We start from the raw sequence: 12,425 nt of genomic DNA, 5'->3' as shown, positions 1-12,425 counted from the left end.
TGTGCTCGCGCTGAAGTACATCAAGTTGTATCACACAAAACTTAAGTAACGCTTACGAAGCGAGTTTTTGCTTAAGGGAACCATGTTCTGGTTCCATTAGGCAGAGCCGCGCAAAAACTTGGATTATACTTACGAAGCGAGTTTTGTGCTCGCGCTGAAGTACATCAAGTTGTATCACACAAAACTTTTAGGAGGACGTGTATGACTGAGCAGGTGGATCTGTTTGCGGGCGCAACTTCTTCGGCTGCCGATCGCAACTATGAAGCAGACGATATACAAGTGCTGGAGGGGTTAACCGCTGTTCGCAAACGGCCCGGGATGTACATCGGGAGCACGACTACCTCGGGACTTCATCATCTCGTCTGGGAGATCGTCGACAATGCGGTTGACGAGCATTTGGCAAAATTCTGCTCCGTTATTGAGGTCGTTATCCATAATGACGGCTCAATCATGGTTCGCGATAATGGCAGGGGTATCCCGACAGGGATGCATAAGACCGGGATTCCGACTCCGCAGGTCGTCTATACGATGCTGCATGCAGGAGGTAAATTCGGCGGCGGGGGATATAAGAAATCCGGCGGTCTTCACGGCGTTGGCGCTTCGGTTACGAACGCGCTGTCCGAGTGGCTGGAGGTAGAAATCTTCCGTGACGGTAAAATCCATAAGCAGCGCTTCGAATATTGGGTCGACAAGAAAGGCAAGGAGCATGTCGGCGAGCCGACGACCGGACTTGAAGTTATCGGCAATACGAACCGCACCGGCACCAAGGTCACCTTCAAGCCGGATGCCCGTGTATTCCACGGCAACATCGCCATTAATTTTGATACCTTATCCGAACGGCTTCAGGAGATTGCCTTTCTCAATTCGGGGCTTAAGGTTTCCGTGAAGGATGAGCGAAGCAGCAAACAGGATATTTATTATTATGAGGGCGGCGCCCGTCAATTCGTCCAGTTTCTGAATGAAGAGAAAACAGTGCTGCATGAGGTCATTCATTTTACCGGAGAGCGGGACGATATTGAAGTCGAAGTCGCACTGCAGTACAATGACGGATATACGGAAACGATGGCCTCGTTCGTCAATTCCATCCCGACCCGAGGCGGCGGTACGCATGAGACGGGGTTCAAGACGGCCTATACGCGGGTGATGAATGATTATGCACGCAAGAATTCGCTGATCAAGGAGAAAGACAAGAACCTTGAGGGAAATGATCTCCGCGAAGGCATGATGGCTGTCATTAACATCAAGATGTCGGAAGTGGAATTTGTCGGCCAGACGAAAGACCAGCTGGGAAGCGCCTCGGCGCGCGGCGCAGTTGATGCGATTGTTTCGGATAAAATGCAGGTATTTCTCGAAGAAAATCCGCAAACTGCCCAAATGCTGTTGAAAAAATCGATTCAGGCATCAAGGGCGCGCGAGGCAGCGCGCAAAGCGCGCGAGGAAATTCGCAGCGGCAAGAAGAAGAGCGAGAGCTCCAATCTGGGCGGTAAGCTGACACCGGCACAATCCAAGGACTACACCCGCAACGAGCTTTTTATCGTCGAAGGGGATTCCGCTGGAGGCTCGGCCAAGCAGGGACGGGATTCGAAGCATCAGGCGATTCTGCCTCTCAAGGGAAAACCGATGAATCCGGAGAAGTCAAAGCTCGCCGATATCCTCAAAAACGATGAATATAAGGCGATTATCGCAGCAATCGGAGCCGGAATCGGACCCGAGTTTGATGCGGAGTCATGCAACTATAACAAGATTATTATCATGACCGACGCGGATACGGACGGCGCCCATATCCAGGTGCTGCTGCTGACGTTCTTTTACCGGTACATGAAGCCGCTTATCGATCTGGGGCGGGTATTTATCGCTCAGCCTCCGCTATACAAGATTACCCGCAAATCCGGCAAGCTGGAGACGGTTCGATACGCCTGGACTGACGAACAGCTGCAAAACTATTTGAAAGAGTTTGGCAAGCAGTTTGAGCTTCAGCGTTATAAAGGGCTGGGAGAGATGAATCCCGATCAGCTGTGGGAAACCACCATGAATCCGGAATCCCGCACGCTGCTTCAGGTCCAGATCGAGGACGCGGCCAAAGCCGAGCGCCGTGTATCGACGCTGATGGGCGATAAAGTGGATCCGCGCAAACGATGGATCGTGGAAAATGTTGATTTTACGGAGTATGAAGAATAACCCGCAATAAAGCGGGGTTGGAGAGGAACGCGCACTTAAGCGATGCAGCCTGTACCAGCCCCGCAATAAAGGTTAGGAGCTAAACATAAATGGGTATGATGGAACAATTTCTGCCGGCGTTTCTGGAGGAGGTCGTCGGGGACCGATTTGGACGCTATTCAAAGTATATTATCCAGGATCGCGCGATTCCCGATGTCCGCGATGGATTAAAGCCGGTGCAGCGGCGTATTCTGTACGCCATGTACGATGCCGGCAACACGCCGGACAAGCCTTACCGCAAGTCTGCCAAGACGGTCGGCGACGTGATGGGAAATTACCATCCGCATGGCGATTCTTCAATTTATGAGGGTATGGTCCGGATGGCGCAGCCCTGGAAAATGGGGCATATGCTTGTTGACGGTCATGGCAACTGGGGTTCTCAGGATGATGATCCCGCAGCGGCCATGCGTTATACGGAGGCCCGCCTTTCCAAAATCGCGATGGAGCTTCTGCGGGATATTGAGAAACGGACGGTTTTGTTCAAGGATAACTTTGATAATACAACCAAAGAGCCCGTCGTCCTCCCATCCCGTTACCCGAATTTGCTTGTTAACGGGGTAAGCGGGATTTCGTCAGGTTTTGCCACGGAAATTCCGCCTCATAACCTCATTGAAGTCATTGATGCCTGTATTGCGGTGATGGAGCAGCCGGATCTGAATCTGGAACAGCTGATGTCCATTGTGAAGGGACCGGATTTCCCGACTGGCGGCCTGATCATGGGGGAAGATGGCATCCGTGAAGCCTATGAGACGGGAAAAGGCCGCATTTATATCCGTTCGAAGGTTGCCATTGAGGATATGAAGGCCGGACGCCAACAAATCGTCATCACCGAAATTCCGTATCAAGTCGTCAAATCGCGCCTAGTTACCGCCATGGAGAACATCCGGATCGAGAAAAAGGTCGAAGGGATCGCCGAGGTTCGTGACGAGAGCGGACGAAACGGAATGCGGATCGTCGTAGAGCTGAAGAAAGATGTCGATGCGCAGGGGATCCTTGCCTATCTGCTCAAGAAAACCGATCTTCAGGTGACCTATAATTTCAACATGGTGGCCATCGTCAACAAGACCCCGAGGCAGCTGGGACTTAAGGATATGCTAACCGCTTATATTGCTCATCAGCGGGAAGTCGTTACATTCCGCACCAAATATGAATTGGAGAAAGCCGAGGACCGCGCTCATGTGCTGGAGGGCCTGGTTAAAGCGCTGAATCTGCTTGATGAAATTATTGCCACGATCAAAGCCTCCAAGAACCGCCAGGACGCGCAAAACAATCTCGTCTCGAAGTTTGAATTCACCGAACGGCAATCGGATGCCATTCTGACACTCCAGTTGTATCGTTTGACGAATCTGGAAATTACTTCGCTGGAGAAGGAATTGAAGGAAATTCAAAAACGGATCGCCTATTACAAGTCCATTCTGGGCAGTGAGAAAAAGCTGATTGGGGTCATTAAGGATGAGCTTCTCGGTATTCGCGGCAGCTTCGGAATCGACCGGCGTTCCGGCATTCAGGGTGAAGTCGACGAGCTGAAGGTGAATCTCGAGGTTATCGTGCCTGCTGAAGAGGTGTATGTAACACTCAGTCTGCATGGATATATCAAACGGACCTCGAAGCTCTCCTTTACCCGATCAGGCGGAGAACTCTCCAGTGCAGGCGTCAAGGAAGGCGACTTTATCCGGACCATGCTTGATGTGAACACGATTGAACAGCTCCTGCTGTTCACCCGCAAAGGCCATTATTATATGCTGCCTGTTCATCTTATTCCGGAATTCAAGTGGAAGGATGCGGGGACGGCGGTTGTTAATGTGGTGCCGATTCCGAAGGATGATTCCATCGTGAGCATCATTCCGGTAAAGGATTTTGAAGAGCAGGGCCGGTCGCTGGCATTCGTCACCAAACGCGGCCAGGTTAAACGAACCGACTTGAAGGAATACCGCTCAACGCGTTCCACAGCTATCGCGGCTATCAAAGTCTCGGAAGGCGACGAAGTGCTCAAGGTTGTCCCAAGCGATGGAACCAAGGAACTGCTGCTGGTCAGCAAGCTTGGAATGAGCATCCGGTTTATTGAGAGCGAAGTGAGCGCGATGGGGCGTGTAGCTGCAGGGGTCCGTGGGATCCAGCTTCGTCCGGAGGACGAAATCGTGGGTGCGGAATGGGTATCCGGAGATGAAGGAGAAGTGCTTGTCCTGACCGAGCTCGGTTTTGCCAAACGGTCGCTGCTTATGGACTACCCTATACAGGGACGGGGCGGCAAGGGCATGATCAGCTTTGAGTTTAAGGAAGGCAAGCGGGTAAGATCGAACGGCGAGCAGCTTATCGGCGCCTTTTACTGCAGAGAAGAGCGGGAATTGCTGGCCGTCACGGCATCGGGCGCAGCTCACACCACGACCACGGAAAAAGCTCCTATCGGCGACCGGAAGTCGACAGGCAAGGCCATTGTCACTGTCGATAAGAAGGACCCGCTCGTAACCTTCTTCCATAAGGTATAAGAGAATTCAATCAAACGGCTGATAAGGCGGCTCGCTGCGCTCCATAAACTGCGTCAAAATATCCAGAACGACCCACAGAGGCGCCGGTTCATTCAACCGGTCCAGCCATTGTGGGTCTTTTAATATAATTCCGGCGTCAATCAACTTCTGTATCAAAGCCAGCTTACGCTCATCCATTCTCTTCACGCTCCTGTCCTTCAATTCGATCCTGGTCAACAGCCCATATTGATAATCTATGTCATATGTTGTCTAAAGGTTCTCTAAAGACTCGATTAATGGCGCAAAATATTAATTGCATTAACCTTTAATCCGACATTTGCCAATGATATAATGAAGGTAAGAATACAGAGAGCTTGAGGTGGTGACGGTAATGGTATCTGCGGAGTTTGCCCGCTTGTGGATGAAGATGACAAAGGAATGGAAAATGCATCTGGAGGAGTCGCTTGCACCGGGTTTAACGGAAGGCCAACTGGGCGTGCTGGAGCTTTTACTTCAGCATCAGCCGATGAAGCCCTCGGATTTGCTTGCTTATCTAACGACGACGCCCGCCGCGATCACCACCCTGCTTGACCGGATGGAGAGAGGCGGTCTGGTGACGCGCAGCCGCGATGATCATGACCGCAGAATTGTATGGGTGAATGTGACCGCTAAAGGCGAGTCGGAAGCGAAGCGCGGAATTGAATTAAGAGATGCGTATATCGGAGAAGCGCTGGACCGGATCTCCTCGCATAATCAGCAGCTGCTTGTTTATCTGCTCGGTAAAGTCGCAAATTCATAATAAGGTGCATCAATAGCGGCCTCTTAGTTAATTTCCAGTAAAAAACAAAAAAACGCACAGCCGACTTCATCTTCACGTTGAATCGGATGTGCGTTTTTTGCTGACTGGCCGCGCAGCTTTAAGCTGCTCCGCCTGATTATTTGGCAATGGCCTCATGAACCGCCATGGAATTCAATCGTTTGTTCACCAGCGCCAGCTGCCTGCTAAGCAGCGAATAGTCCGCAGAGGCAAGTCCTTTGAGGCTGCGGTTCTTAATCGTCTGCGCAAGAGGCACAACCGCATATTTATAGGCTTCCTTGTTTCCGCTGCGGTAGACCCATGTCGGAATCGTCTGAATTTCGCCGATTGTCGTACGATGGGTTGTATTGTTTTTATGAATCATAACCTTGTAAATCACGCCGTAATCCTTGGTGTCCCCGCGTTGGTTGGAAATAAAGTTCCCCATCGAGTATATGATCAGACCGCGTCTTACAGAACCATCGGGCTCTGTCGTTTCTACGGTCTCATAGGGCTGCAGCACATGGGGATGAGAGCCTGCTATAATATCCGCACCGGCAGCAATAAGCTTGCGGGCCAGCGCCTTTTGCTCGTCATTCGGCGCCGTCTGGTATTCAATGCCGAAATGGAGGGCAATGGTGATAAAATCCGCCCCGGCCTCATGGAGACGGCCGATGTCGCGGACCATGGCCTCTTCGTCGATCAGAGAAACCGCGTAAGGCTTATCCTTGGGCAGTGGAATACCATTGGTGTCATACGTATACGCAAGCAGGCCCATGCGTATTCCTTTGTGCTCTACAAGGGTGAGGTGGTCCGCCTCCGCCCGGGATCTGGCCGTTCCTTTGACAGTGAAGTCCTGTTCCAGCAGATGCTTTAACGTCAGGTCAATGCCTTGCGCCCCGCGGTCCACGGCGTGATTATTCGCGTTGGTGATCACATTGAAGCCGGCATATTTAAGAGCGCTTGCCAGTTCGACGGGGGAATTAAAACGCGGAAAACCGGAATAGCCAAGCGACTTGCCGGCGATGGGCGTCTCCAGATTGCCAAGCGTCCAATCGCCCTGCTCCAGAAGCGGTTTCACTTGAGTGAAAAAGGGATTGAAATTGTATTTTTTCGTTTTCACGTCATAGGAAGAAGGCAGCTGGGGCATATGCATCATGATGTCTCCGACCGCCATCCATACCGCTTCGCTATCTGGAACAACTTCATCGTTTCCTGCTGGATCCGTTTCTTCAACAGCTGGTTCAGTTGCGATATCGTTGGCGGGCTCCCCTTCGGTGTCAAGAGGTTTCGCGGCAGGCGAAGACTCAATCGGCTTTGGTTGGAGCTGCTCCGTATCTGTATCCGTATCCGTGTTTGCGGCTTCGGAGCTTTTCTCAATACCCGGGTTATCGTTCAGCTTCGGTGTATCCATACAGCCCGACAGCAGCGGGAGAAGAACGATTACCGTTATGACAAGCCGCAGCATTCTCATCGCAGTTCACCTGAAGCAGGCAGTTTCTCAAGCCCTCTGGAATAATCCTCCGCGTCGAATCTGTTCCACGGCTCCTCCATGGGGGGAAGCGAGCGGAAGATCATCCATTCCTTGGTTACCGGATGTGACACACCGATTGATACAGACCACAATGCGATATCCCGTTCTCCCTCCACCGCAGCCGCGCCATATTTCCGGTCATAGAGCAGCGGGCAGCCGGTTGCGGCCATTTGAGCGCGGATTTGATGGGATCTGCCTGTCAGCAGGCGGACAACAACCAGAGAGCAGCTGCCCCTGCTAGCGACAACGGCGTAATCCAGCACCGCTTCTTTGGCATCGGCTGCCGGCCGATCATACACGGTAACGATATTACGCTTCGCGTCCTTGCTCAGATAGTGCACCAGACGGCCGGAGGATGCTTCAGGAGCTCCCTGGACCAGGGCAACATAGATCTTATCGAAAGAACGGGTGCGGACCGAATCAGACAGACGTGAGGCCGCTTTGGAAGTTTTGGCAAAAAGCATGGCTCCGCCAACAGGACGATCGAGCCGGTGTACGAGGCCGACAAAAACATTGCCTGGCTTAGAGTAGCGTTCCTTCAAATCCTGCTTCAGCAGATTCACCATATCCGGTTCGCCCGTATCATCCTCCTGGGAGAGGACGCCGGGCGGCTTGACGACGGCGAGCAGGTGGTTATCCTCATATAAAACCGCCAGCTTCCCCGGGCCGGACAGGGAATACCCGCCACTCATCATTGACTCTCCCAGCGGCCCAATATACCGCAGGGCAGGGTCAGGCCCGACGCCGTAATCGGAAGTCCGATTTCTCCGCATCGGATCGTTCCCTCATACTTCTGGCCGATTGTCATATGCAGCAGGTTATGCAGCACAGAAGGGGACAAGCCTGTCGTATAAGAATTCACGAGGACAAAGAGGGGGTTCGGAGACAGGATGGCTCTGCAGGACTCCAGGAATGGATATAAATTCTCTTCCAATTTCCACATTTCGCCATTTGGTCCTCTGCCGTAGGAAGGAGGGTCCATAATAATGGCATCATATTCGCGTCCGCGGCGCTGTTCGCGCTGCACGAATTTGAACACATCGTCGGTAATGTAACGGATGGGATGGTTCTCAAGCCCGGACAGCTGGGCATTCTCCTTGGCCCACTGCACCATGCCCTTGGCTGCATCGACATGACAGACCTCTGCACCGGCGGCAGCGGCTGCAACAGTTGCACCGCCCGTGTAGGCGAACAAGTTCAATACCCGGATCGGACGATTGGCACTGCGGATTTTATCCATCATCCAGCTCCAGTTGACAGCCTGCTCGGGAAACAACCCCGTGTGCTTGAAGCTGGTAGGCTTGATGTGAAATTTCAGCTCGCCGTATGAGACCGACCAGCGATCGGGCATCTTCGTGCGGAATTCCCACTCGCCGCCGCCCGACGAGCTGCGGTGATAGTGGCCGTCTGCGCTTGTCCACAAGCCGGCTTCGCTTGTGATCGGCCAGATCACCTGGGGATCCGGACGCCTGAGCACAAAGGAGCCCCAGCGCTCCAGCTTTTCACCTCCTCCGGTATCCAGTAGTTCATAATCCTTCCATTGATCAGCGTTGTACATGAGAACTTCCTTCCTTGAAATTGAATTTATAGCCCACACCGCGTACCGTCAGAATATAAAGCGGATTTGCCGGATTGGGCTCGATTTTCTTGCGCAGATTGCTGATATGAACCATAAGGGTCCGTGTATCCCCCATGCTGTCATGACCCCAAACGATCATATAGAGCTCATTCAAGGCAAACGCCCGGTTGGGAGACTTGGCCAGACGGACAAGCAGCTCGAATTCTTTGGCTGAGAGGAATACTTCCTTCCCCTGAACATGGACAGTCCTGGCCAGAAGATCGATGATTAAGCCGTCGTAGCTCAGAACCTCCTCGTATTCCCGCTCGGCGCGCTGCTGCTCGAAGACGTTCTGTCTGCGCAGGTGGGCCTTGACTCTGGCTACCAGCTGGCTGGGACTGAAGGGTTTGGTGATATAGTCGTCGCCGCCCACATTCAGACCGTGTATAATATCCATATCATCGCTTTTACAGCTAATGAACAAGATGGGCACTTCGGATGAAGCGCGAATTCTTGTACAAACTTCGAAGCCGTCGAGCGTCTTAAGCGATATATCCAAAATGATCAGATCCGGTTTCAATGCATCCGCAAGGGTGATGGCTTCTTCTCCATTATCCGTGGAATGGACAATAAAACCCTCCCGTTCCATATATAGGGCAATTAACTCGGTAATATCCGGTTCATCATCGACCACCAAAATTTTACTGCCGTTCATCTTACACCCTCCCCTATCTCGAACCATTATATCTAATGGAGGGAGGTATGGGCAATCAGCGTTTTCAAAAAAGGAGTGAGTTTTTTATTCGCCGTCTGTTGATTTTACTCATTTTATTGCTGACACTGCCCCTTGCTCTGGCAGGGTGCGGAGACAGCCGGGACTCTCACAAGCATGCAGCGGAGCATGGCACTCTGGATCTTCGCAACCGCTCTTTTCTGGAAGAGGGAGCCGTGCCATTGAATGGGGAGTGGGCATTCTATCCGCGCCAGCTGCTGACGCCGGAGCAACTGGCTTCGAATGTTCCGGGAGGCCATTATGTCGATGTGCCGAAATCATGGAACAGCTATCCCGGGGATTACGGTTTGAAGGACGGGATGGGTTTTGCCACCTACCGGCTGACAGTCCGGATCGATCCAACGGAGCAGGTGCTGGCCCTGCGGGTGCCCAATATATACAGCGCCTACAAGCTGTGGATCAATGGCGAGCTTTTGACTTCGGAAGGCACGGTGGGGACAAGCCGTCAATCGTCGAAGGCGGAGCAGTATCCCAGCGTAGTGGCGTTCAAGGCGGAAACGGGGCAGATCGATATTGTGGCGCAGGTGTCTAATTTTCAGCATCGAAAAGGCGGGATATGGGTCGAATTCCGATTAGGGGGCAGCGACTCCATGCTCCGCATGCAAAAATGGTCGGCTGCCCAGGATATGGTTATTTTCGGAAGCCTGCTGATTATTGGCATTTATCATATCGGGTTGTATGCATTCCGCAGGCAGGAGAAATTTACGATTCATTTTGGCCTGCTGTGTTTGATCGTAGCCTTACGGGCGGGCGTCACCGGCGATTCATATTTGCTTCAGTTTTTTCCGATCTCATGGGAAACCGGGGTAAAGCTGGGCTACATATCACTGCCGTTATGCGCAATTTCAGGTTACTTGTACGTATACAGGCTCTTTCCGCAGGATGCGTCCAGGAAAGCCATTAAAGCGATCATGGGCATCGGCTTTGTACTCACCTTCTTCGTTCTTATCGTTCCGGCGATTATCTATTCCAAAATCCTGCTGTTTTATCAGCTGTTTGCCCTTGTTGTGGGGCTGTACTGCCTGGTCGTTCTGGTCATTGCAAGGATGAACAGAAGGGAAGGGGCAAGCTTTGTTCTTGCCGGTATGGGCGTTTTTGTTCTTACCGTATTTAATGATGTGTTTTTCTATAATGAATGGCTTGTATATGCACAGCTTGTGCCGCTCGGATTGTTTTTCTTTATATTGATGCAGTCCTTTATCATTTCCACGCGCTTCTCCAGCGCCCTTCGCCGGGTTGAACTGGTGTCCAATGAGCTGCGGGAATTGAACGCGCACCTGGAGGAACGGATCGAGGAGAGAACGGACGCCCTGAAGCAGACCAACCAGACGCTGGAGGAAGCGAACCGGGAGCTTGGCCGGATGGAGACCTCAAGACGACATTTAATGACAAATATTTCACATGATTTGCGAACGCCGATTACATTGCTGCAGGGGTATCTTGAGGCTATTCAGGACGGAGTCGTAAGCACGGAGGAGCAGAGGCAGCGGTACGTCCGCATGATGCTTGGCAAGGTAGGCGGATTGGAACGGCTGATCCATGATCTCTTTGAGCTCTCCAAGCTGGAAGCGGGACAGCTGCGTTTTGACAAGGCGGCTGTCAGCCTGGAGCAGTGGCGGGAGCAGCTTTGCGAGCAGTACGAGATTGATGTGCGCAGCGCAGGGCTCGCTTTTGAGTGTGAATACATGGGGGATAAGGACGGCAGCGATTATCCGGATCCGCAGCAGATCAGTCTTCAGCTCGATCTGCCAAAAATAGACCAGGTCATGGCAAACCTGGTCTACAATGCCATCAAGCATACCCAAACAGGGGGCAAGATAACGCTTTCTTTTTCATATAGACGTGATTCCCACGATGCTTTAATTACCGTCTCTGACACCGGGATCGGAATAGAAGCGGAACATCTGCCCTATATATTCGACCGTTTCTATAAAAAAGAAATATCCCGGAACTCGGCTGATGGCGGAAGCGGTCTGGGCCTTGCGATTGCCAAAGAGATTGTTGAAGCGCATGGCGGCAAAATCGGCGCCAAGAGCGAACCTGGAATAGGTACAACTATCTGGATAGCGCTTCCAGCTTTCATTTTATAAAGCCGTGCTGTAAAGATTATAAAGCCATGCTGTAAAGATTATAAAGCCGTGCTGTACAGAGGTCACTCGGCTTGCTTAATTACAGCGAGCATCCGGTCGATGGATTGTTTTCTTTTGTCATGGTCCATGCCGTTAAGAATGCGGATGATTTCAAAGGCATCCGGGGAAACATTGTGTTCCTGCTTGGTACTCTCGCCGCCGATAATATAATCAAGCGTTACGTTAAACAAAATGGCCAGCTTCTTCAATGTTTCGTAAACAGGTTGGCGGTTGTTGATCTCATAATGGCTGTACGCGGATCGGGTGATTCCAATCTGCTTGGCGACGTCTTCCTGCGATAGACGCTTTCTCAATCGCAATTCCCTTAATCGATCTCCCATTGTCATAGCAATAGCTCCTTACGTTCACACCGGACAATAGTCCTAGTACAAACGGGTACCTTTTAATTCTATATACTAGTAATTTATGATACAAAGTGTATCAATGTCAAGTGCATTCCGTGAATTTCTCTAAGAAATACGGGAAAAACAATGATTTAATCGATTTTAGGCCATTTAGAATGGATTCAAATTTGTCATCCGCCCTTTTGTTCAGGATTGGGGGCAGATTAGGTATTGAAAAAGAATCCGCTTGGGCGTACAATACTTATTGTTATGGTTGTACGTACAAGTTGAGCGAAATTGGTTGAAATGGGACAGGCATTTTCACTGGAAATAAGCAGTTCACGAAGTGATTGATGGATTTACGGACTGGATTGTCTGTACAAGTTGGGAATATGTACTGACAACTCGGACAAATGATTTACCGGCAGCCGGATGGGCAATTCCCCGTATAAAGGCTGCACATATTTCACTGACAACCGAGATGATTAACTCATCAAACGGTTGCAGTACATTTCACTGACAACCGAGATGGATAACTCATCTAACGGTTGCAGTACATTTCACTGACAACCGAGATGGATAACTCATC

10 protein-coding genes are annotated in these 12,425 nt (G+C 51.4%); 4 read left to right on the top strand and 6 right to left on the bottom strand.

Annotated features, from left to right (window positions below; translation table 11 throughout):
• Positions 1–201 precede the first annotated feature (201 nt).
• Together parE and gyrA are read left to right on the top strand one after the other, a co-directional pair.
• The gene (gene parE, locus AC0YNV_RS40050; protein ID WP_475773020.1) at positions 202–2,178 is read left to right on the top strand and encodes a DNA topoisomerase IV subunit B; all 1,977 of its coding nucleotides are present in this window, start codon (positions 202–204) and stop codon (positions 2,176–2,178) included.
• 89 nt (positions 2,179–2,267) lie between these two features.
• Complete coding sequence (gyrA, locus tag AC0YNV_RS40045; protein ID WP_475773019.1) at positions 2,268–4,703, top strand: DNA gyrase subunit A; 2,436 nt, start codon at positions 2,268–2,270, stop codon at positions 4,701–4,703.
• Between the two features lie 6 nt (positions 4,704–4,709).
• Here the strand turns inward: gyrA and AC0YNV_RS40040 are convergent, their stop codons facing one another.
• A complete protein-coding gene (locus tag AC0YNV_RS40040; RefSeq protein WP_210040396.1) occupies positions 4,710–4,880 on the bottom strand; it encodes a hypothetical protein in 171 nt (56 codons plus the stop codon).
• 193 nt (positions 4,881–5,073) lie between these two features.
• Between AC0YNV_RS40040 and AC0YNV_RS40035 the strand changes: the two genes are divergently transcribed.
• A complete protein-coding gene (locus tag AC0YNV_RS40035) occupies positions 5,074–5,481 on the top strand; it encodes a MarR family winged helix-turn-helix transcriptional regulator (RefSeq protein WP_210040398.1) in 408 nt (135 codons plus the stop codon).
• A 136-nt stretch (positions 5,482–5,617) separates the two neighbouring features.
• Here AC0YNV_RS40035 and AC0YNV_RS40030 read toward each other — a convergent pair whose 3' ends face one another.
• The 4 genes from AC0YNV_RS40030 to AC0YNV_RS40015 are packed head-to-tail and all read right to left on the bottom strand — an operon-like array spanning position 5,618 to position 9,285.
• Positions 5,618–6,952, bottom strand: a complete 1,335-nt coding sequence (locus AC0YNV_RS40030) for a CapA family protein (protein ID WP_475773018.1) — start codon at positions 6,950–6,952, stop codon at positions 5,618–5,620.
• Positions 6,949–7,707: an RluA family pseudouridine synthase gene (locus tag AC0YNV_RS40025; RefSeq protein WP_475773017.1), complete on the bottom strand. Its 759-nt coding sequence runs from the start codon at positions 7,705–7,707 to the stop codon at positions 6,949–6,951. The genes AC0YNV_RS40030 and AC0YNV_RS40025 overlap by 4 nt, the downstream gene beginning before the upstream one ends.
• Entirely contained in the window at positions 7,704–8,570 is an 867-nt protein-coding gene (locus AC0YNV_RS40020) for a class I SAM-dependent methyltransferase (protein ID WP_475773016.1), read from the bottom strand. Before AC0YNV_RS40020 ends, AC0YNV_RS40025 begins: the two co-directional genes overlap by 4 nt.
• A complete protein-coding gene (locus tag AC0YNV_RS40015) occupies positions 8,557–9,285 on the bottom strand; it encodes a response regulator (RefSeq protein ID WP_210040405.1) in 729 nt (242 codons plus the stop codon). Before AC0YNV_RS40015 ends, AC0YNV_RS40020 begins: the two co-directional genes overlap by 14 nt.
• Positions 9,286–9,332: 47 nt before the next feature.
• Between AC0YNV_RS40015 and AC0YNV_RS40010 the strand changes: the two genes are divergently transcribed.
• On the top strand, positions 9,333–11,453 hold the full coding sequence (locus AC0YNV_RS40010; protein WP_475773015.1) for an ATP-binding protein: 2,121 nt from the start codon (positions 9,333–9,335) through the stop codon (positions 11,451–11,453).
• 62 nt (positions 11,454–11,515) lie between these two features.
• Here AC0YNV_RS40010 and AC0YNV_RS40005 read toward each other — a convergent pair whose 3' ends face one another.
• A complete protein-coding gene (locus tag AC0YNV_RS40005; protein WP_210040409.1) occupies positions 11,516–11,839 on the bottom strand; it encodes a helix-turn-helix domain-containing protein in 324 nt (107 codons plus the stop codon).
• Positions 11,840–12,425 lie beyond the last annotated feature (586 nt).

It is taken from the genome of Paenibacillus sp. JT31N11 (genome assembly GCF_056269285.1).
Note: the sequence above shows the minus strand (reverse complement) of the source record. Positions and strands in the feature narration are given on the sequence as shown.

What these genes read in the sequence shown, in the direction of transcription:
- AC0YNV_RS40005 (WP_210040409.1), bottom strand. Translation starts at nt 11,839, where the DNA reads ATGACAATGGGAGATCGATTAAGGGAATTGCGATTGAGAAAGCGTCTA.
- AC0YNV_RS40030 (WP_475773018.1), bottom strand. Translation starts at nt 6,952, where the DNA reads ATGAGAATGCTGCGGCTTGTCATAACGGTAATCGTTCTTCTCCCGCTG.
- AC0YNV_RS40035 (WP_210040398.1), top strand. Translation starts at nt 5,074, where the DNA reads ATGGTATCTGCGGAGTTTGCCCGCTTGTGGATGAAGATGACAAAGGAA.
- AC0YNV_RS40025 (WP_475773017.1), bottom strand. Translation starts at nt 7,707, where the DNA reads ATGATGAGTGGCGGGTATTCCCTGTCCGGCCCGGGGAAGCTGGCGGTT.
- AC0YNV_RS40015 (WP_210040405.1), bottom strand. Translation starts at nt 9,285, where the DNA reads ATGAACGGCAGTAAAATTTTGGTGGTCGATGATGAACCGGATATTACC.
- AC0YNV_RS40040 (WP_210040396.1), bottom strand. Translation starts at nt 4,880, where the DNA reads ATGGATGAGCGTAAGCTGGCTTTGATACAGAAGTTGATTGACGCCGGA.
- gyrA (WP_475773019.1), top strand. Translation starts at nt 2,268, where the DNA reads ATGGGTATGATGGAACAATTTCTGCCGGCGTTTCTGGAGGAGGTCGTC.
- AC0YNV_RS40010 (WP_475773015.1), top strand. Translation starts at nt 9,333, where the DNA reads ATGGGCAATCAGCGTTTTCAAAAAAGGAGTGAGTTTTTTATTCGCCGT.
- parE (WP_475773020.1), top strand. Translation starts at nt 202, where the DNA reads ATGACTGAGCAGGTGGATCTGTTTGCGGGCGCAACTTCTTCGGCTGCC.
- AC0YNV_RS40020 (WP_475773016.1), bottom strand. Translation starts at nt 8,570, where the DNA reads ATGTACAACGCTGATCAATGGAAGGATTATGAACTACTGGATACCGGA.